A 20,737-nucleotide genomic window follows, 5' to 3' on the forward strand; every position below is an offset into this window, starting at 1 on the left:
GCCGCGTTCACCGTCGTCGTCGGCATGATGCCGGCTATCGCGATTCTTTGTCGTTGTTTTGCTGGTCTCGCCTGCGCGCGGTCAGGCGCGGTTACCGCGCTTAACGCCGATGGCGGCCTGCGGATGCGGGGCGCGGCATCGGATCCGCATGCCGTGGCGTTCGCCCTCCCGGCATCCGGCCGGGATAATGAACAGGTTAAATTCTGGCCTACCCGGCGTTCAGGCGCGCGTTATCAAGAATTAATCCGGGGTGATGCTATGAAGAAAAAAATACGCCGGCTGCTGGTGGGGGTGGTGCTCTCCGTTTTGCTGGCTCTGTTGGCTATATATACTGATTTTTACTTTTCTCATAAAAATGTGTCGATTGCGGTGATTGTCATCGGTTCAATGTGTCTGGTGGACGCGCTATTTTGGCGGCGGGGAAGCGGCTGGAAAAAAAGTCGGTCGTTCTGGCGAGCGATCTCGCCAGCCGGGCTAATCAGGTAATAAATCGCGAAAACAAAAAGAGATACCCGTCATACTTCAGACCGCAGATGCATTGGCATGCTTACCCGGGCCATCCATGCGGCGCCCCTATAACGGCCGCAAGCCTCTTGTCTACCCTGTCTGGCCATAATGACCGGCAATCTCTTTAGCGGCGCCGACTGTACCACAACCCGACCTATAGGGATTACGCCGGCAAAACCCGGCGCAGCAGCGCCGGGCGCCGGTTTTAATCGGATGCTATCTGCAACTGCATTTTCAGGTGGCGCGGCGCGCTAATCAGTTGATCAAAGACCTGCTGAACCTCGTCCAGCGGGTGGATGCCGGCGCAAAACGGCGTAGTGTCGAAACGCTGGTGGCTGAGCAGCTGTAGCGCCTGATACATGTCTTCGCCCATTCCGGCCACGCTACCCTGAATCATTTGCTCTTTCAGGATAATATCGTAGGGTTTCAGCGGGATTTCGGTAGACGCTTCCGTCAGGCCGAAAGCCAGCAGGCGTCCTCCGGGGCGCATAAAGGTCAACGCCTGTTGGTAGAGCGCCGGGTGGCCGACACTTTCGATGACGACATCGGCGCCCCGGCCTTCCGTCAGGTCTTTAATCCGCTCCAGCGCGCCTTCCGGTTCGCTGATCACCACATCGGCGCCACAGCGCAACGCCAGTTCCGCCCGCTGAGGGTTCAGTTCCAGCGCGATAATCGGCGCGGCGCCCAGCAAACGCGCCATCTGGATATGCATGTTGCCGATAGCGCCGGCGCCGATGATGACCACGGATTCCGCCAGCGACAGACCAATTTTTTTATGGGCCCGCACCACGCAGGAGAAGGGCTCGGTCAGACAGGCTTCGCTGAAGGACAGATTATCGTTCAGCGGGATGACCAGTCGGGCAGGGACGGCGACATATTCGGCAAAGGCGCCGTCCATATGAATGCCGATTTGTTTAACCTGTTTGCAATTGAGAATTTCATTGTGGCGGCAGTAGAAGCAATGACCGCAGCCGATGTTGATGTCCGCGATGACGCGCTGGCCCAGATTGAAGCCCGATACGCGCGCGCCGGTCGCTACGATTTCGCCGGCGAATTCGTGGCCGGGGATCAGCGGCAGCTTATCCGCCGAATAATGTCCATTAAAAATATGCACGTCGGTGCCACATACCGAGCAGTGAGAAACGCGGATTAACACGTCGTCATCACCGCAGACAGGTACGGCGACCTGCTGAAGTTCGAAGTGGCGCGGCGCGGTTAACACGGCGGCTTTCATTGTGGCTGGAATCATACGTTAGTCCTTATTTATTGATTTAAAATTATTTTTTAGTGTCCGGTGGCGAAGGCGAAGCGCGCGATAATTAACGGTTCAGGGGCCGGTTTGTCGGTCCTGCGCGTCGTCGTTCTGATGGGTTATGCTGGCGAGCAAAGGGACGAATGAAACGACGCTGACCATATCCATTGGCTATGTTTTCGCCTGTCGGCGTACTGACGCCAGGCGTCGTCCTGCCTGGCGCCGGGATGCATCGCTGATCGCGCGCCGCGGCAGGATTTTTTACTGCGACTCCGCCATTGTTCCCGGTCAGACGAAATTCCTGCGGTTTAAAATTCATTGGATAATATCAAGACTGTTCCGGATAGCGGAATAGGTTGTATTGCGCGTTTCCCGGCGGTCAGGAATATACTGTTTACGTCAGCATCTCTCTGGTTTGATTTATCGCATCGGTATTAAGGCTATATCACTCTTCGCAGCGGGCGTTCGCCTGGTAATTCTACGCGGCAATAAATCAAGATGTTTCTTATTGCCGGCGGTGAGTCCGATAACTCAGGCGATATTCGTTGCGTTCTCGTCTTCCTGAACACCAAATTACTTAGCCAGGTAAGAGGATCGTATTAATAAGAGATATCCTATTGCTCGCCGCAAACCAGACGTTGGCTGGGCAAATTCGTTGCTGGCGAATGACGCTCCTTGCCGCGTTACGGCGCGCATAAACAACCTCTGCGCGTAAATGGCCCGCACTGCCCGTCGCTAAAGACGATAATGTTTTCCCTGCAGTCCGAATTATTTCGCGTATACCCTTCATCCTTCAGGTTGCAGGCGCGTTGGCCTGGGCTATTCGCCCGACTCATGGGGTTCGCCCTTACAGGGCCGCCGCCAGCGGCGTTCAAATCTGCGCCCGGCGGATCGCTCGCTCGCACCAGCCGCTTATTGCGTCAGTTAGCGGGGATTAATACGAGACATGCTGTCTCGCGGCGAAAGTCAGCCGTTGGCTGGACAAATTTGTTGCCGACGGATTTGTCGTCGTGCCGCAACCCGAATTATTTTGGGTATATATTCAGGTTATATCTGTAAATATCTCCAGCATAAAACTATGCCGGTCTATTTTACGCAGGATAATCGCTACGTCAAATTTATCGTCCGACATCGGCATTCGCGCCTTATTTATCCTGAGCTGTCCGCCAAATAAACGGCGTGGATAACGGGCGACACGGTCGCGGATTATTGGGGCCTGCCCGGCCGGATTATTCACGGAGATCCTCGGTCGGCCGCATCCCCGGATGTCATTTTCAGACGGCAGAATTATTTACTGAGCGCGAGTATTAATCGCGGCGTTGATTCATTGACGAATGAAAATAAATTCGTCCCGCCAGGTTAACGTTAATGGCGACGTCCGTGCGGGGAATGGGGCGCGCCATGCGGCGGATAATAGCCGGAGAATTGATCGATGCCCGCCATACAACAGGCAGCAGATGTGCCGGCCGCGCTGACATCCGGCCATCGCTTTCATGCTGATAATCCGCGGCTATAATAAATAGCAGGCTATATTGATCATGCTTCTGGTTGCAGGCGCATTGTTCAAAATGACAATGTGTGTCCCGCAGCCAGAATTATTTAGCGTCTATATCCTGATTTATAGGGGCGGTGGGCCGCGGCAAGCGAGGGTCAACGTCGTCGGCAACGAATTTGACCAGCCAGGCGCCGACCCTGGTTGAGAGACAGTATGTTTCTCATTAATCCCGATGAACTTACACAGGCAGGTGATTAGGAGTACCCATCCGCCGAGCGGATGTGAGCGCCGCTGGCGGCGGCTCCGCAGGGGCGGGCCGAATAGTTGAGCGCAGCCAACGCACCGGCAAGCACAGGTCTGGCGAATACAGTCGCATGGGCATTAGCGGGGGAGTGGAGAAGATGACGATGAAAAATTCGCGCGCCGCATCGCCGATGGCGCGGCGCACTTTGGCGTGGACGGTCGGCGCAGTCCCGCCGTGCCGGCGCGCAGGAAACTGACGATGGTCTCTTTATCTCGCCGTCAATTGCTGCGCCTGGGCTGCGGGCTGGCCGCCGGCGTCGGCCTGGGGGGCGCCAGTCTTGCCGGCTGGAGCGCCGTGCCCGCGGCCGGCAGACTATCATCTGCGGCGATGCCGACCCGCCGCATTCCGTCGTCGGGCGAAGCTCTGCCGGTCATCGGACTCGGCACCTGGCGCGGTTTTGATTTTGCGCCCGGCAGCGCCAGCTATGCTCGTTTGCCCGGCGTGCTGGATGCGCTGTTCGCCGCCGGCGGCAGCGTTATCGATAGTTCCCCGATGTACGGCCTGGCCGAGCGCACGGTCGGCGAGTTGCTGAGCGCGCGTCGACCGCGGCCTGAGGCGTTTCTCGCCACCAAAGTGTGGACCGCCGGCCGCGAAGCCGGCATCAGGCAGATGGATGAATCGTTTCGCTTGCTGCAGACCGATCGAATCGATCTGATGCAGATTCATAATTTGCTCGACTGGCAGACGCACCTGAGCACGTTGCGCCAGATGAAGGCGGCGGGACGCATCCGGTACATTGGCGTCACCCATTATTCCCCCGCGGCTTATGACGAGATGGAGAGCGTGCTCAGACGCACGCCGCTGGATTTTCTGCAGATCAACTATGCGCTGGATGACCGGGAAGCCGAAAAGCGGCTATTACCGCTGGCGCGTGAGCGCGGCGTGGCGGTTATCTGCAATACGCCGTTCGGCGGCGGCGGATTGCTGCGGCGTCTCAGTTCGCTGCCGATGCCCGGCTGGGCTTCGGAGGCGGGCGCCCGCACCTGGGCGCAGCTGGCGTTAAAGTTTTTGCTGGTCAACCCGGCCGTGACCTGCATCATTCCGGGCACCGGCAATCCGCAATATATGGCGGAAAACGCCGCGGCGGCGAGCGGGCCGCCACTGAGCGCCCGGCAGGTGCGCGAATTGCTCGCCCTGGTCTGAGCGGGGAGCCGTTTGCGGCGCCGATGCCGAACCCCGGCCCGGTGCGCGCCGCCTGTGGCCCGTACGCGCCCCGGGCCTCGTTTCCCTGATTATCCTGCGTCCTCCCGGTTCAGAATCCGTAAGCCGGCGCACCATATGCGGACTTGCGCGCCGGCGGCGGTGGCTGTAGAACGTTAGCTGGTTTTTCGAACCGTTCGCACGTATCGCTTTTATCCCAACACCCGCGTTCTCCGGTGATTTTATTCATATTTCACATTAAGGAACTGGCAAGATATGGCAAAAAAAATAATTCTCGACTGCGATCCGGGACATGATGACGCTATTGCTATGCTGTTGGCCCACGGTAACCCTGATATTGAACTGCTGGCGGTCACGACGGTAGTCGGCAATCAGACGCTGGAGAAAGTGACCCGCAATGCGCTGGCTGTGGCGCGCATCGCCAATATCACCGGCGTTCCCTTCGCCGCGGGCTGCGCGCGTCCACTGCTGCGCCAGGTGGAGACGGCGCCGGATATTCACGGCGACTCGGGTCTGGACGGCCCGGTATTGCCTGAGCCGCTAATCAGCGTGGATGCGCGCCATGCCGTCACGCTGATCATCGACACCATTATGTCTCACCCGCCGCAAACCATTACGCTGGTGCCGACTGCGGGCCTGACCAATATCGCGCTGGCGGCGCGGCTGGAGCCGCGTATTGTCGGGCGGGTCAAGGAAGTGGTGCTGATGGGCGGGGGCTATCACGTCGGCAACTGGAGCGCGGTCGCGGAGTTCAATATCAAAATCGATCCTGAAGCGGCGCATATCGTCTTTAATGAAAAATGGCCGCTGACCATGGTGGGACTGGACTTAACCCATCAGGCGCTGGCGACGCCGGAGGTGGTGGAAAAAATCGCGGCGCTCGGCACCAAACCGGCGCAGTTCGTGCTGGAACTGCTGGAGTTCTTCGGCAAAATGTACAAAAACGCGCAGGGATTCGAGTATCCGCCGGTGCACGATCCCTGCGCGGTTGCCCGGGTGATCGACCCCGGTGTAATGACGGTGCGTAAAGTGCCGATCGATATCGAACTGACGGGCGCGTTGACGCTGGGCATGACCGTGGCCGATTTCCGCGAGCCGGCGCCCGCCGACTGCCATACTCAGGTCGCGGTGAAACTCGACCATGCGCGTTTCTGGGATCTGATCGTGGACGCGTTGCGGCGCATCGGCGACGTTCAGCCGTGACGCCGGCACTGCGGAGCGACGACGAAATGCAACCCGCTGGCCGTCACGATGGCGGCGCGAAGCATCGGCTCGCCGCATTAATGACCGCCGTTCTGTTGGATGGGGTTAGCCTGACGTGAAATTTTTACCGGGGTGGGTAGGGTTTCTTGTTGTACTGACCGCCGCTTTGCTGTGGGCGCGGCTCCATTTGCCGCCGCAGTATAATCCGTTCGCGCCGCTGGCGGTCACCGATCCGCCCACGCTGGCGACGCGCTATAAGCTTAAACGGCTAAGCGGTGACCCGGCGGCGTGCCTTGCGGCGCTACAGCGCGCTCGCGACGCCGGCTTCGTCAGCTTTAGCGAGGCGTCGCCGACAGGCGGCGACTGTCCGCTGACGGCGCCGGTTCGCATCCGGCAATTCGGCGACGTGCAATTGAGCAGCAGTTTTCTCAGCAGTTGCGCGATGGCGCTCAGCAGTACGATGTTTGTTATCCAGGCGAAGCGTGTCGCGGCTCACAGCCCGCTCAATTCGCCGCTGGCGCGCATTGACCATTTGGGCAGCTATGCCTGCCGCAATATTTATCATCGGGCCGAAGGGAGATTAAGCGAACATGCGACGGCGGACGCCTGGGATATCGCGGCATTTCGTCTGCAAAACGGCGAGCGGCTCAGCGTGCTGAATAACTGGCGTCAGCCGGCGGAGAAAGCGGCGCTGCTGCGTCAATTTTTCCAGAGCGGCTGCGGTTATTTCGGCAATGCGCTCGGGCCGGATTATAACGCCGCTCACGCCAACCATTTTCATTTCGGCATGCGCGGTTTCGGTCTCTGCCGTTAGCGTTTTGCGTCCGGGCCGAACGGTTTGAGCCGGCCCGGACGCGCCTTTTTAGCGCTGCGTGCCCGCATGCGACAGGCCGGCGCCGGCCGGCTTGCCGGTCAGCCGGCTGACCACGACAAACACCACGCAGGTCGCCGCCAGCGCCAGGCAGCCGGCATTGATATGGCCGATATCGCCAGGCAGCGGAACAACGCCCATCTTTTTGACCACCAGCAGATAGTAGACCAGACTTTCTCCTACCGCGAGGCTGGCTATCGCCCCCCAGCGGGTGGCGCCGCGCCAGAAGATCCCCAGCACGATCATCGGGAAGAATTGCGCCACCCCGGTGTAACCGGTTATCAGCAGGTTCACCAGCGCATTGGCGTTAAACATGGCGAAGTAGAGCGCGATCGCCAGCAGGACGATCACCATCAGGCGCGCGAAACGTCGGGCGGAATCGCCCTGCATTTCGCGCTGCGTGGTGCGCTGCCAGACATTGCGGGTGAACAGCATCGAGGTGGACAGCACCAGCTCCGCGGCGGGGATCATGCAGGCCAGCGCTCCGACGGCGCCGATAATCCCCAGCATCCAGGGCGGGAAAAACTGCCGCACGACCTGCAAAAAGGCCTGATCCGACTCCGCCGCGCCGAGCGCCGGCTGGAGCACCAGTATCGCGGTGAAGCCCACCAGCATCGGGAACAGCAGGAATAAATTATAGAGCGGCAGGTAGACTGCGTTATGACGCAGCACGTCGCTATTTTTGGCGGCAAAGGCGCTGGCGGTAAAGTGCGGCCACATATAAAACCCGCAGGCGAACAGCACCAGGGTGCTCATCATCCAGGCGACGTCCATATTCGGCGTCGAGCCCGGCAGCGTCAGGAATCCCGGCCGGGCGGCGTTCAGTTCGTGAAACATGGCGCCGACGCCGCCGAAGAAATGAATGGGAATGTAGAGCCCCAGGCCGACAATCACCAGCAGCATCAGAATGTCCTTCACCACGGCGGTGTAGGCTACGCCGTGCAGGCCGCTGAGGTAGACGAAGCTGACGATCATAATGACCGCGATGATCATCGCCGCTTCACGCGGGATCAAGCCGTAGGAGCAGACTTCGATAATCATTCCCAGACCGGTCAACTGCAACTGCAGGTAGGGGATTAAAAAAATAATGCCGATCAGCGCGACCAGAATACCCAGCCGGCGGCTGCCGTACAGATGCTCCACCAGATCCGGCTGGGTCATCAGGTTGAATTTGCGCCCCAGCGGCGACAGACGCGGCAGGATCCAGAACCCCACCACATACGCCAGAGAAGCGTAACCGAGGATATAAAACACCGGCGCGCCTTTAGAGTAGGACCAGCCGCTGGCGCCCAGAAAGGCGAAGGCGGTATAAATTTCGCCGGCCAGCACAAACCAGTTCATCCAGCGCGGAAAGCTGCGTCCGCCCACGGCCCACTCTTCCAGCGTTTTCCCCTTGCCGCGCCAGCCGGGCACCATGCCCACCGCGGTGATCAACAGCACCGCCAGCGTAATGATGATTAACGCGCTATATCCTGTCATCAGGCGTTTCCTCCCGTATGCTCGTCGTCATCCTTATTGGCGAACTGGCGATAGAGGTTATGCAGGCAAAACCAGGACACCACGCCGCCGGCAATCATCCAGCAGGCCAGAAAAGGAATGCCGAATATCATCGGCTCCACCCGATTGGCAAAAGGAACCAACGCCACAATCCAGATAAACGGAATGGCGGTCAGTATGATGCATTTCATAACAACTCCCTGGTCTTTAAACGCCGCAATGCGCGGCCAAATTAGTCAATGTAATGACGATAAATTTTGCATATTGTGTGCCAGCTTACGTTAAGCGGTATCGCTCTGGCCCTGAGGGGCGGGATAGCCATCTGCGCAGGGAAAGCGAATAGCGGCAAAATATCCGGGCGCGCCGCGCCAGGCGACGCCTGTTGAACTCTATTGGTGCAGATCGCTCAGTCTTCTGCACCAAAAAAGTATGTTGAACTAAAAAGGTGCGTTTGGGGCAACTCGTCTGTCGCGGTCAGAATGCGTCCTGCTGCAGGTAGCGCCAGGCGTATTGCGCATACAGTTCCGCGCCGTAAGCCATCGCGTCTTCATCCACGTTAAATCGGCCGTGATGATGCGCCCAGGTGGTGTCTTTATCCGGGTTGCCGCAGCCGAGCAGCGCAAAACAGCCCGGCAGGTGTTCCGTGTAGTAGCTGAAGTCTTCGCCGATGGTTTCCAGCGACGCCTGATACAGCGCCTGGTCGCCGAAGGCGGAACGCACCACCGATTGCGCCAGTTCGGCGCTGCGCGTTTCGTTGATCACCGGCAGGGTGCCGTAGCGGTAGTCGACCTCGGCGCTGGCGCCGTACATCGCGGCGGTATGTTCGGCATAGCGGCGGATTGCGCTTTCAACCCGCTCGCGGGTGGCCAGATCAAAGCAGCGAACCGTGCCGTCCAGCTCGGCGTTTTCCGCAATCACGTTAAAGCGGGTGCCCGCCGACAGCCGGCCGATAGTGACCACCGCCGAATTCAGCGGCGAGGTTTCGCGCGCCACGATAGCCTGCAGATTCATCACGAAAGAGGACGCGACCAGCGTGGCGTCGACGCAGTCCTGCGGCATGGCGCCGTGACCGCCGCGGCCGCGAAACCTCACCTTGAGCAGATCGGCGGAGGCCAGCGACGGACCGGCGTTGCAACTGATGCGCCGGGTGGGACCGGGCGTCCAGATATGCATACCGAACACATTGTCCACCCCGTCCAGCGCGCCCTGGGCAATCATGGCTTTGGCGCCTTCGGCGATTTCCTCGGCGGGCTGGAAAATCAGCCGCACGCTGCCGCGCAGCAGGCGGCGGTTTTCCATCAGCGCCCGGGCGGCGGTGAGCAGCATGGCGGTGTGGGCGTCGTGCCCGCAGGCATGCATTTTGCCGGCGTGACAGGATTTGTAGCTGAGATCCTGGTTCAGCTCCTGTACCGGCAGCGCGTCCATATCCGCCCGCAGCGCCACGGTTTTACCCGGCTGTTCGCCGTCTATCCAGGCGATGATGCCGGTCGGCTCGGTACGCCGGTAGGCGATGCCCAGCTTATCCAGCTCAGCCGCCACGGCGGCGGTGGTTTGCACCTCTTGCCAGGGTAATTCAGGGTTGGCGTGCATCGCGCGGCGAAACGCGATCATGGCCGCAATATGTTGCTGTACCGAGGTTTTAACGGCGGGAGCGTGAGCGATCACGATGGTCAGTCTCCTGTAAGCTGGTGAATGTCTTATGCAATGGTGTAGCCGGCGTTCCTCCTTTCCCTGCGCGCGGCGCGCCGGACCTGTTTTCACAGGCAAAAGCCGGCCGGTTTTTGCCGTTTGGGGCTGGCGGTAAGGTTCGCCCGATGTCTGTTATAACCACCAGCGTGCCGCAAATTCAAATTTTGCTGCCGTCAGCCGGCGGCCGACAATCTTCCGTGCCCGTTTTTCTGCGTTTCAGGCGGATTAATCAGATGATTTTGTAAAGTAAAATGCCGGATTTATGGTTGTGCTTGAATTAATAAGCTGAATATTAATTAATCGATAAAATAATGGCCTGTATTGCCGGCACCGAGCAGATTCACCCGCGTTGCCGCCATCGACTTGCGTCTCTTGCCGCGCGTATTTTGCTCAGCAGCGGATGCGGGCGGCGGACCTTGTGCAAAACGTGCGATGGGGTTCGCCAACCAGCAGCGCCGCTGCGGCCGCGCTATTCAGACAGGGGGCGTTTTCCCGTTGGTCGCCGACACGCTGATTGGGCTGGAAAGTAAAATAGCGCTTGACATCATATGTCCGAATAAATTAAAACTGAACTGTACGGTTATGTTTTGATCTGCCGTTATCCAACGTGTATCAAAGGTTATGGGGGTTTTATGAAGGGTTTGATTTTTCTGACGGGTGCTGCGGCTGTATTGATGTTGACCGGGTGCGTATCCCTGTTCTGATAAATAAATTAAGGGGAAGCGCCGCCGTTCGTCGCGGCCGCTCCCGGAGAGAATGTTATGAAAAAGCTATTTTGGTTGAGCAGTATCAGTATGGTGTTTTTGCTGACCGGTTGTCTTTCTATCGGCACCCATATCTAAACCCGACATAACGGACCGGGCGGATATTCTGCCCAGGTCGTTGCCCGCGTCTGCAGGCGGAAGAGACGAAAATAGCCGTCAGCGCGAAAAAACGCCTTCTTTTCGCCGTTCATCGCTGGCCCGCCAGCGCGGCGCGGGCGGAGAAAAACGGTCGACCTGCGGTTCTGTGGGGGGCGGTTGTCTGAGCCAGGCGGAGCTTTTTATCTCTGACCATCGCGGTATGTTTCTGTTCGGTGCGTGGTTTCGTCACCCGACAGCGCGCTCTTTCGCGAAGCCGCAGACGCGCGGTCCGGCTCGTCGTGGCCGGCAACGCCGCCGGTGAGCTCGAAATACCCGGTTCTGGCGCCCCGGGGCGATGATGGTTTCCGCCATTGCGCCCGAACGCCCGCCAGGCCCGGATGCCGCCATCGCGTTTTCCGCTTAGTTAACCGTTTAAGCCGTACTTTGACGGGTGTACCATAGTCCGATCTTCAGGGCGGGGCGAAATCCCCACCGACGATAATCGTATTGATGGCAGCCCGCCAGCGCCTGAATATAGCCTGACGCATTCCGCTTGCGGACAAGACGTTGGCGTTTTCAAGCGCGCCGGCGCTGACCCGCAGGGGCGATATCCGCTGATGGCCGGGTAATTGAATACGGCCAACGCCGCCGCAGTCAGGAATCTGGCGCGAATGTCCTTTGCCCTGAAACGCTGTCCATCAATCTTAACGGAGCGTTTCACATGTCTAATCCGCAACAGAACGTCTATGACGATCCCCTTTTCTTTGCCGAATATAAAGCGTTGCGCCAGAACGATAGCGGACTGAACGGCGCGCTGGAGATGCCGGCGCTACGCAAACTATTGCCCCGTCTGCAGGGATTAACCGTGCTGGATATCGGCTCGGGCTTTGGTGATTTTGCCCGTTATGCCCGCGCAGGCGGCGCCAGGGAAGTCATCGGGGTCGAACCGTCTGCGCGTATGCTCGAAGAGGCGATCCGCCTGACGAACGACGCTAACATCAGCTATCGCCATGTCGGCGTGGAACAGTTCGATTTCCCCGATGCGTATTATGATCTGGTCGTCTCGTCGCTGGCGCTGCACTATGTGCAGGATTTTTCGACGCTGTGCCTGAACGTCTATAAATCCCTGCGGCCGGGTGGCCGTTTTATTTTTAGCGTCGAACATCCTATCTGCACGGCTTATCCGCACGGCTGGGTGACGACGGAAGAGGGGCGGCACTGGCCGGTAAAACATTACCAGGATGAGTCGGTCAGACATACCCGATGGTTTATCGACGATGTGATCAAATATCATCGAACGGTTGAAACCTATATTACCGATCTTCTGGCCGCCGGGTTCTCGCTTAGCGCGCTGAAGGAGCCGCAGCCGCTGCCGGAATTTGTCGCCGCGCGGCCAGAGATCGCCGTTCACAATCAACGGCCGCCTTTCTTATTGATCAGCGCAGCGAAACCTCTCCACGGCGACGAATAACGCTGGCTGGGCCCGGCGTTCCGCGCGCTGTCGTTATTTAAAATCCGCATACGGCGTCAGCGTCCGGGGCGGCATATCGGGATCGCCGTCCCAGCCGCCGGGCGAATAACGCAGATAGACCAGACCGTGACTCGGCGCGTAGTCGCGGGCTTTCTGGATATCGAGACCTAAACCCAGCGCCCAGTGCGGCGTCAGCCGCCGTTCCAGCGCCGCCTGCAGCGTATAGCCGGCGCCGTGGCCGCCGCCGCCCGCCGAACGGTGGTCATCGGCGAACCCCGGCCAGACGGGATAGCGCCGCTGGCTGTGCTGACGCGTCTGCGACCAGGCGATCGCGCCGCCGAATTCGAACGACCAGCGGTCGACGCGCTGTCGGAAGGTGACGGGCAACGACAGCGAGACGTAGCGCTGCGGGCTATAGTAACCGCCCTGACCGTAGGTATAGCCGCTCAGATCCTGCTGATAGCGCCACAGCATACCGTTGATGCCGACGGTGGCGCGTCGGTTATCGTCGTTGATCCACTTGTAGTAATAGCCGGCCATCAGGCGCTGGCGCCGGTTGTCCGCCACGTTTTTGCCGCTGAGGCGGTGCGCGCTCAGATCGACCCACAGGCCCTGATTGCCGCCGCGATCGTAACTCAGACCGATGGCGCCGCCGGTCGCCACTACGCCTCCCCAACGCCGTCCGTCTACGGCGCCGGGATCGCGTGCGCCGGCGAAGGCGAGCAGAGAGCTGGCGAGGGGGCGGCGCGATGCGCTGAGGCTGACGTCGAACTGACCGAGCGTCAGTTTGCGGGTGACGCCGCCGACCGCGTTCAGCACCCGGAAACCGATCGGCGTGCTGCCGATATCCGCGGACCAGACGGCGTTGCGCCAGCCGGTCCCCACGGCGACGCCGGATGCGCGCTGGCGCTGATCGCGCCGGCACTCCGCGTCTGCGCAGGTGCCGAACGGGCGAGTGTAGCGGCCCGTCGCGTCGTGGGCGAACGCGCCGGCGGAGACGGCGACGCGATCGAGTCGGAGAAACGCGCGTCCGTCGGCCAGCGGCGTTTCGCCCTGCAGCATGGTAGTGCGGGCGGTAAAATCGGATTCGCCGCCGCTGCCGTGCTGACGCGACGCGTCCTGCGCCAGGGTGAGCGTCGTCTCCTGCTGGCGGGCGTACGCGCCGGCCTCGCGCCGGACGGCGCGCTGCAGCCAGTCGTCCTGCGGGTTTTGACGCGTCAGCCGGCTAAACGCGAGGCTGTCGTGCGGCGGGGCGGGCGTGATGCCGCTGGCGACCATGGCCTGGCGATAGTCGTCGTCGGCCTGGGCGCGCAGCCCCTCGTCGCGCGCCAGTGCGGCGGACTCGAGATAGATGCGCGCGCCGTCGGCCGAGGGCGGCCGTTGCGCGGCGCGATCGCGCAGTTGCGCATAGCGACGGCTGGCCTGCTCCGGGTCGCCCAGCCGTCGCCACAGGCCGGCGATGCGGCGTCCGATGTCGGGACGATCGTCGCCGGCCGCGTCCGGCAGCGCGTTGAGCGCCAGCTTTGCCGCCTTTTCACGCTGCAGGGCGATCAGCGCATCGATAACGCCGAGCCGCGCCTCCAGGCTGTCCGGCGTGTGCGCCAGCACCGCGCGATAGCCCGCCAGCGCCAGCGCCGCCTCGCCATTTTCCAGATGCCAGTCGGCCAGCAGCACATCACGGCGCGGCGAGGCCGGCAATGTCTGCACAAGCGTCGCCGCCTGTTGCGTCAGTCCGGCGCGACGCAGCGACCAGGCGCGGCGGAAGATCTCTTCCTGCTGCAGTCGCTGCGTCAGCGAGCGCAGGCGCGATTCCTGGCTGGCTTCCGGCGTGCGGTTGAGCCGGGACAGCGCCTGAGCGCCGCGATCGCTGGCGGCGAGATACAGACTCCAGGCGTAGAGCCGGGCGGCATCGTCCGGCTGTCGGCGCAGCATCGCATCCATCAGACTATCCGCCTGCTCCGGCTGAGCGCTTTCGCGCAGCGCGCCCGCCAGTCGGTAGTGCAGCCAGACGTCGTGCGGCGCGGCGTCGAGCGCCTGACGATAGCGTGCGATGGCCTCGCTGCGTCGTCCCTGCGCCGCCAGCCGATCCGCATCGGCGCCGAGCGCAACGCCGCGCAGCGCGCTCAGCGTCGCCGCCAGCGCCTGCCTTTGTCCCTGGGACAGGCCGCTATCGAGAAAGAACAGAGCGCTTTGCGGCGATTGTTGCTGGTAGAGCGCGACGAGGCGGCGCAGCGCGGTCGCGTTATCGGGCGCCCGGCGCAATGCCTGGCGGTAGTTTTGTTCGGCCTGCGGGTTATGCCGGCGCGCCCGTTCCACGTCGCCCAGTCCGACCAGGGCCTCGCTGTGGCTGTCGTCCAGGGTAAGCGCCAGTCGAAAGTGACGTTCGGCGACCGCCAGATCCTGCTGCGCCAGCGCGCGCCCGGCGCGTTCTATCGCCAGCCAGTAACGGGTCGATTGCAGCAGACTTTGCCATTTGGCCATTCTGACGCTCTGTTCATCCGCTTTCAGCGCCCGTTCGAAATAGCCGGTCGCCTCCTCGCGCCGCCGGGCGCGCGACAGCGCCAGACCGAGCGAGCCGAGCAGCTCCGCGTCGTTAGGGTTAGCGCGAAGCGCGGCGCGCAGGGCAGGAATGGCCGTCGCGCCCTCGCCGTGCGCCACGCGCGCCAGGCTGGCGGCGCGCTGACGGAATTCGGGGTCGGCGAGCAACGCTTGCTGGCGCGCCAGCTCCTGCTGACCGCCGCGCTGTTCGTCCGCCGTCGCGAACAACGCCAGATACTGGCGCAGTTGCGCTACGCCGGCGTGGGAAACCGGCTGCGCTTTGATGTGATTCAGCCAGAACGCGGCGGCGTCTTCTCGTCCGCGGCTGCCGTTGGCCAGCGCCCGCAGATAAGGCAGCGCCTGCGGCAGCTGTTCGCGCGCCAGCAGCATCCTGACGATCTGCAGCCGTATGCGCTCGCTGCCCGGATACTCCTCGTCCAGCGCCTGCAGCGCTCTCAGCGCGGCGGGCTGCCGGTCGTCGATGCGCGCCACCAGGCGCCAGTATTCAAACGCCGTGTCCGCCGAGGGAAAAACGCCCTGAAACAGACGGTCGTAGGCGGCGCGGGCCTGCGGCAGCCGCCCGGTGGCGGCCAGCAGACGCGCCTGTTGCCACTGCTGACGCCCTTCGTCCGTCGTAAGGCGCAGCGCGACGTTCGATTGGCGCGCCGCGCGCGAGTCGGGGGCGTCGCGCATCAGGCGCGCCAGGTACTGACGGGCTTTTTCTCTGTCGCCCTGCCAGAGCGCCCGTCGCAGCTGCGCGGCAATCACCTCGGGATGGTTGGGCGCAATGCTTTCCAGCCGGTACAGCGCCTGCGCCGCCAGATCGTATTTGTGGCTGGTCTCGGCGGCGCGCACCTGTTGCAGCAGCCCGTCTTCAGCCGCCGGGGACGGCGCAACCGCCCCCGCGGTCGATAAAGGCAGGACGACGAGGCAGGGCAGGAGAACGCCCGGCCAGTTTATTGCGCGCGCGCGCATACCGTTCAACGCGGCGCGGCGTCCGGCCGCGCGCTCCGGGCCTGTTGGCATGGATCGCTTCACGACGCGGCCTCGTCGCCCAGGCGACGCCGGCTAATTTGCCGCATTAGTCGCCGGATGATCAGGGCTAACAGCAACGCCATCGCGAGCGCGCCCGCCGCCAGCCAGCCCGGATGCGGCGCCAGCAGATTCCACAGGCTTTCCCACCAGGGCAGGTAGCCGACGTACCAGCTGTCGCCGACCCGCAGGCTGTTCACCCCGGCGGTGCGGATCAGGGCGACGGAACCGTAGATGGCGGCCCGTTTGCCGCTGTCGTTCAGCGCCTCATTCAGCAGTTCGCTGGCGGGTACGCTGTCCGCCAGCAGCGCCACGACGGCGCGCTGGTCGCGGTACGGCGATTGAAAGCTGACGATGGCGGCCAGCGGTCCTTCCGCGCGGATCGCCGTCAGGCTGGCCGGTTGACGATCATCGGCGCTGAGCGCCGCCGTTGCCAGTCGCGGCTGGCGCCGCGGTTTTTTCACCAGACTTTCGGTTTCCGACATCAGCAAATTAAGGTTGCTATTATCGCGCAGCGCCGCCGGCAACGCGCCGATCAGCAACAGGTCGACATCCTTATCGCGCGCCTGGCGCCAGTCGTCGGTGAGCTGCACGTTCAGCGCCGGTGCGCCGATCTGCGCGCCGATATTGCCCAGCGTATTGAGCAGAACGCCAACCTGCGCCGGCGTCGGCGTCGGGTTGACCAGCACCAGCGTTTGCGCCAGATCCGCCTGGCGGCTGAACGGGAAGCCGGCGTTGGCGAACGCGCTTAGCGAGGGCATTTCGAGATAGTGGCGATAGCCGGTGAAATCGATACTGGAATCGCCGTCGACCACGACATGGTGCGCGATGGGCGCGATATCGGCATAGAGACCGTCTTGCTCGCGGCTCAGGGCGGCGGCGGCATAATCGAAGTCGAAACGCAGCGGATTGGCGATGTCGGGCCGCAGCGCGGGCAGGGCGAAGGTCGTGCCCGCGTCCTGTTGCCCCTGAACCAGCGGGATATGCAGTTGCCACGGACCTGGGGCGTCTTTATCGCCCAGCGGCGTATCCTGTACGAACTGATTATTTAAATATACGGCCAGCCGTGAGCCGTCGTGCGGCAGGGGGGCGCTGTAGCGATACCGCAGATGTATTCCGATGCTGCGTTCGCGCGGCTGGTAGAGATCCGGCGGCAGGCGCAGCAGCAGAGAAATCGACCGGGGCCGTGCGCCGTCCGCCTGGAACTGCCCCTCATACTGCTGCAGCTCGGCGAAGCGCGTCGGACGGTCGGTGCGCACCCAATTGGGCGCGTCGTAGGGCGCGCGCGGCGCCAGCGGCGTAACGCTTTCCACCACGGCGGTCTGACCGCGCAGCAGCACGTCGCCCTGGGCGATGCCCTGCGCCGCCGTCACCAGATCATTATCGTCTCGTCCCAGCACCAGCAGCATTTTGGCGCAGGCGTCGTCCGGCTGGCTGCGCAACATCAGGGTCGGTTTATCGACCGGCGGCAGCGTTTTGAGAAAGTCCGGTCGGCGCGCATTGGTGGCGAATACCAGCGCGTGCCGTTGCGCGGGCAACTGATTATACAGTACCGGGAAGCGCTGGCCGCGCCAGTCGGCTCTGACGCCGAACCAGGAGGCCATGATCGCCGCGGCGCGCTGTTCGGTCGCGCCCGGCGCGGCGGCGAACACCATCGGCAGCGTAAGCGGCTGGCCGTCGCGCGCGTCGAAAAACGGCTCCGGGAAACGCGCCAGATCGTTTTGCAACGGCAGTTTGCGCAGCGTCAGGGCCAGCGAACTGTCCTGAGCGATGTTCAGCCAGATGGCGTTATTGTCGGCATTTTCGTGCCGGTCGGCGTAGTGGCCGACCAAAGACAGGCGCAGCCGATTAAAATCGCCGATAGCGCGCGGATCGAGGGTTAACTGCGCCTGACGGGCGCTGCCCGCCGGTGTCGGATCCAGAGCGACGATGCCGACCAGCTCGTCATTCAGGTAGACCTGCAGATGCGATTGAACCGGGAGCAGGGCGGGCGACGCGCGATAGTTGAGCCGCAGTAGCGCGCCGGTGACCATTTCGTCGCTGCGCACGCCGAATTCGATCTGCCCGTCGGGCCGGTTGCCCTGCAGATGGACGTTGCCGGGCGGCGGCGCGATCTTGCCGAAGCTCAACAGGTTTTCACGTTCCGGCGCGCAGGACGCTGCGGCGATCGGCGGGGAAGTCGGCGCCGTGGCGGCGCGCCCTGCGGGAGAAAGCGGCGCAAGGCTCAGCAGTAGCAAAGGAAACCAGCGTAGTCTGTTTGTCATTATCTTATCATCGGTTGAATCGTGGTCTGGAAACGACGGCGTCGACCCTGACCGGGCGCGGAAGAAACGATGCCAGCCAGGCGATCAGCATCGTCAGAAAAAAGAACAGGCGACGTAAGCGGCGCGGACCGTATTCGACCAGCCGCAGGTAGCCGCCGACGCTGAGCCGGGCGATATCCGCCAGACTGCGCAGCGGCCGGTCCGCCGGCATGCTGCTCTGCCATAGCGCCCAGGTATCGGCGCGGGCAAAGGTGCACTGAACGAAGTGGATGTGTTGTTCGGTAGTTAAGGAATGCAGTCGGAGTCCGATGGCGTTGCCCTGTGACCGACAGACCTCGCAGGGGAAATAGCGCTCCTGACGACCCTGGTGCAGAACCAGCACCACGGCCTCCCCGTTTTGCAGTTGTTGCTCGTCGCGCAGCGTGACGCCGACGCCGTCGTTGGCGTAGTCGCGCAGCGTACAGGGCAGAAGATGGCCGTTTTTCCGCGCCAGCGCCGCCGGCAGCGCGATATCCACCCGCTGCGACTCGCGCTGCTGGCGCGCTTCGACGGCCACGGCCAGCGCGCCGCCCAGGATCACCATGTTATACAGCACCCATACCAGACTGAGAGCGACGGTCATCATCTCGTGCGCCGGCCCGTAGCAGATGCGCCAGATCGCCGTCGCCAGACCGGCCAGGTTGAACAGCACCAGCAGCAGGTAAGGGCGTGAAATGCTCCAGTCGAGATGACGTTCTTCGATCAGGCCGCCTTTGGCGGTGACGTTGAACACGCCCTTGTGTGGATTGAACAGCGCCACGGCGGTGGGGCGGGCGATATACCAGGCCAGCACCGTTTCGTAGATTTCGCTCCAGAACGAGTGGCGATAGCGCCCCTGAATACGCGAGTTGGTCAGGCTGGTGTGCAGGATATGCGGCAGCGCGTACAGCGCGATGGCCAGCGCCGGCGCGAAGATGATACAGGCGTGGCACAGCAGGAAAGCCAGCGGCGCCAGCAGGAAGATCAGCCGCGGAATACCGGACAGGAAGTGCAGCATGGCGTTGGCGTAGCACAGCCGCTGGACCAGACTCAGCCCTTTGCCCAACAGCGGGTTGTCCAGCCGGAAGATCTGCACCATGCCGCGCGCCCAGCGGATGCGTTGGCCAATATGGGCGGCAAGGCTTTCCGTCGCCAGCCCGGCGGCCTGCGGAATGCGGATATAGGCGGAGGTGTAGCCCCGACGGTGCAGGCGCAGCGAGGTATGTGCGTCCTCGGTCACGGTTTCCACGGCGATGCCGCCGATTTCATCCAGCGCGGTACGGCGAATGACGGCGCAGGAACCGCAAAAGAAGGCGGCGTTCCAGACATCGTTGCCGTTCTGCACCAGCCCGTAAAACAGCATGCCTTCATTCGGCATCCGACGGAAGCGGCCGAGATTGCGCTCAAACGGATCGGGCGAGAAGAAATGGTGCGGCGTTTGCAGCATCCCCAGCCGCGGCTCCTTGAGAAACCAACCCATCGTCGTCTGCAGAAATGTGCGGGTCGGCACGTGGTCGCAGTCGAAAATGGCGACGAAGGCACTGCGGCAGGCGGTGCGCAGCGCGTGATTGATGTTGCCCGCTTTGGCGTGCTCATGGTCGGCGCGGGCGATATAACGGATGCCGAGGCGGGCGGCGAAGGCGCGAAATGCGGGCCGATCGCCATCGTCCAGCAAATAAATCGTCAGCTTGTCGCGCGGCCAGTCGATACCCAGCGCGGCATACAGCGTCGTTTCCACCACATTGAGCGGTTCGTTATAGGTGGGGATCAGCAAATCGACCGTCGGCCACGCGTCGGTATCCGCGGGCAGCGTCACCGGCTGGCGGTCCAGCGGCCACAGCGTTTGAAAGTACCCCAGCACCAGCACGCTCCAGGTGTAGGTTTCGGCCGCGATCAGCAACAGGCCGAACGTTACGCTGAGCGGCTCGTCCCAACTGAGCGTTGTGCTGAAACGCCACCACAGATAGCGGCTGGAGACGATCAGCGACAGCAGTATCAACATCAGGGTCGGCAGGCGACCGGGGAGGAGCCGCAACACCAACGCGCTGGCCAAAAGCAGCGCGACGAAGTCGGTCTGAGCGCCGATGTCGAACGGCTGCGTGATGCAGATCAGCGCCAGCGCCGTCGCGCCGACCGCGGCGATCGATAGCGTCAGGCGGCGATAGCCGGCGGGCAGATCCGTCAGCGTCGTTTCCAGCCGCCGCGCAGTCCGCGCTTTATCCGACAGCCGCGCCAGCCCGCGTTCGAAAAGCCGGCGGCCCGCGCGCCTGACGCAGCGTGGTGGAAAATACCGGGCGGGCCGGGCACGGCGCGGGAAAAACAGCGCCAGCCACAGGCCCTGCAGCAGATAGCGCACAATGTCCAGCGGGCGCGGCCTGCGTGGATCGATATGGGGAAACAGCTGGCGTCGTTGGCGTAACAGGCGTCGCCAGGCCGGCGCTTCCAGACGGAAAAACAGCCAGGCCAGCGTCACCCACAGCAGGCAGAACGCCGCCGTGGCGCGGCAGACGCCGGCGCGGCGCGCCCGGCGATAGCGAACCGACAACGCCTGCTGGACCGGCGGGCAGAGCAACCCGCGCAGAGGATTCATGGC

General features: G+C 62.4%; 12 protein-coding genes. 5 read left to right on the plus strand and 7 right to left on the minus strand.

Features of this window, described 5'->3' with window-relative positions; genetic code table 11:
- The first annotated feature begins 258 nt into the window (after nucleotides 1-258).
- Entirely contained in the window at nucleotides 259-486 is a 228-nt protein-coding gene (locus FJU30_RS10780) for a hypothetical protein (RefSeq protein WP_150434956.1), read from the plus strand.
- Nucleotides 487-712: 226 nt separating this feature from the next.
- Here the strand turns inward: FJU30_RS10780 and FJU30_RS10785 are convergent, their stop codons facing one another.
- Entirely contained in the window at nucleotides 713-1,756 is a 1,044-nt protein-coding gene (locus tag FJU30_RS10785; RefSeq protein WP_150434957.1) for a zinc-dependent alcohol dehydrogenase, read from the minus strand.
- 2,000 nt (nucleotides 1,757-3,756) lie between these two features.
- Here FJU30_RS10785 and FJU30_RS10790 point away from each other — a divergent pair.
- The 3 genes from FJU30_RS10790 to FJU30_RS10800 all read left to right on the plus strand — a co-directional run bounded on the left by FJU30_RS10790 (nucleotide 3,757) and on the right by FJU30_RS10800 (nucleotide 6,736).
- A complete protein-coding gene (locus FJU30_RS10790) occupies nucleotides 3,757-4,701 on the plus strand; it encodes an aldo/keto reductase (RefSeq protein ID WP_223881562.1) in 945 nt (314 codons plus the stop codon).
- Nucleotides 4,702-4,974: 273 nt separating this feature from the next.
- Nucleotides 4,975-5,922, plus strand: a complete 948-nt coding sequence (gene uriH, locus FJU30_RS10795; RefSeq protein ID WP_150434958.1) for a uridine-preferring nucleoside hydrolase UriH — start codon at nucleotides 4,975-4,977, stop codon at nucleotides 5,920-5,922.
- A 115-nt stretch (nucleotides 5,923-6,037) separates the two neighbouring features.
- A complete protein-coding gene (locus tag FJU30_RS10800; RefSeq protein WP_150434959.1) occupies nucleotides 6,038-6,736 on the plus strand; it encodes an extensin-like domain-containing protein in 699 nt (232 codons plus the stop codon).
- 48 nt (nucleotides 6,737-6,784) lie between these two features.
- Here the strand turns inward: FJU30_RS10800 and FJU30_RS10805 are convergent, their stop codons facing one another.
- The 3 genes from FJU30_RS10805 to FJU30_RS10815 form a co-directional block, all read right to left on the minus strand.
- Nucleotides 6,785-8,272, minus strand: a complete 1,488-nt coding sequence (locus tag FJU30_RS10805) for a sodium:solute symporter family protein (protein ID WP_150434960.1) — start codon at nucleotides 8,270-8,272, stop codon at nucleotides 6,785-6,787.
- Entirely contained in the window at nucleotides 8,272-8,481 is a 210-nt protein-coding gene (locus FJU30_RS10810) for a DUF3311 domain-containing protein (protein WP_150434961.1), read from the minus strand. The genes FJU30_RS10805 and FJU30_RS10810 overlap by 1 nt, the downstream gene beginning before the upstream one ends.
- 283 nt (nucleotides 8,482-8,764) lie before the next feature.
- Nucleotides 8,765-9,901 (minus strand): amidohydrolase, encoded by a 1,137-nt coding sequence (locus FJU30_RS10815; protein ID WP_150435040.1) that lies wholly within the window; start codon nucleotides 9,899-9,901, stop codon nucleotides 8,765-8,767.
- 1,641 nt (nucleotides 9,902-11,542) lie between these two features.
- Between FJU30_RS10815 and FJU30_RS10820 the strand changes: the two genes are divergently transcribed.
- Nucleotides 11,543-12,292, plus strand: a complete 750-nt coding sequence (locus tag FJU30_RS10820) for a class I SAM-dependent methyltransferase (RefSeq protein WP_150434962.1) — start codon at nucleotides 11,543-11,545, stop codon at nucleotides 12,290-12,292.
- A gap of 33 nt (nucleotides 12,293-12,325) precedes the next feature.
- Here the strand turns inward: FJU30_RS10820 and bcsC are convergent, their stop codons facing one another.
- From bcsC to bcsA, 3 genes are read right to left on the minus strand one after another with little or no spacing between them, the layout of a single operon-like run.
- Nucleotides 12,326-15,856: a cellulose synthase complex outer membrane protein BcsC gene (bcsC, locus tag FJU30_RS10825; protein WP_223881563.1), complete on the minus strand. Its 3,531-nt coding sequence runs from the start codon at nucleotides 15,854-15,856 to the stop codon at nucleotides 12,326-12,328.
- Nucleotides 15,857-15,864: 8 nt separating this feature from the next.
- Nucleotides 15,865-18,126 carry a cellulose biosynthesis cyclic di-GMP-binding regulatory protein BcsB gene (gene bcsB / locus FJU30_RS10830; protein ID WP_150434963.1) on the minus strand — a complete coding sequence of 754 codons (2,262 nt, stop codon included), beginning with the start codon at nucleotides 18,124-18,126 and terminating at the stop codon, nucleotides 15,865-15,867.
- 7 nt (nucleotides 18,127-18,133) lie between these two features.
- The gene (gene bcsA / locus FJU30_RS10835) at nucleotides 18,134-20,734 is read right to left on the minus strand and encodes a UDP-forming cellulose synthase catalytic subunit (RefSeq protein ID WP_150434964.1); all 2,601 of its coding nucleotides are present in this window, start codon (nucleotides 20,732-20,734) and stop codon (nucleotides 18,134-18,136) included.
- Between the last annotated feature and the right edge of the window lie 3 nt (nucleotides 20,735-20,737).

Source organism: Affinibrenneria salicis, assembly GCF_008710095.1.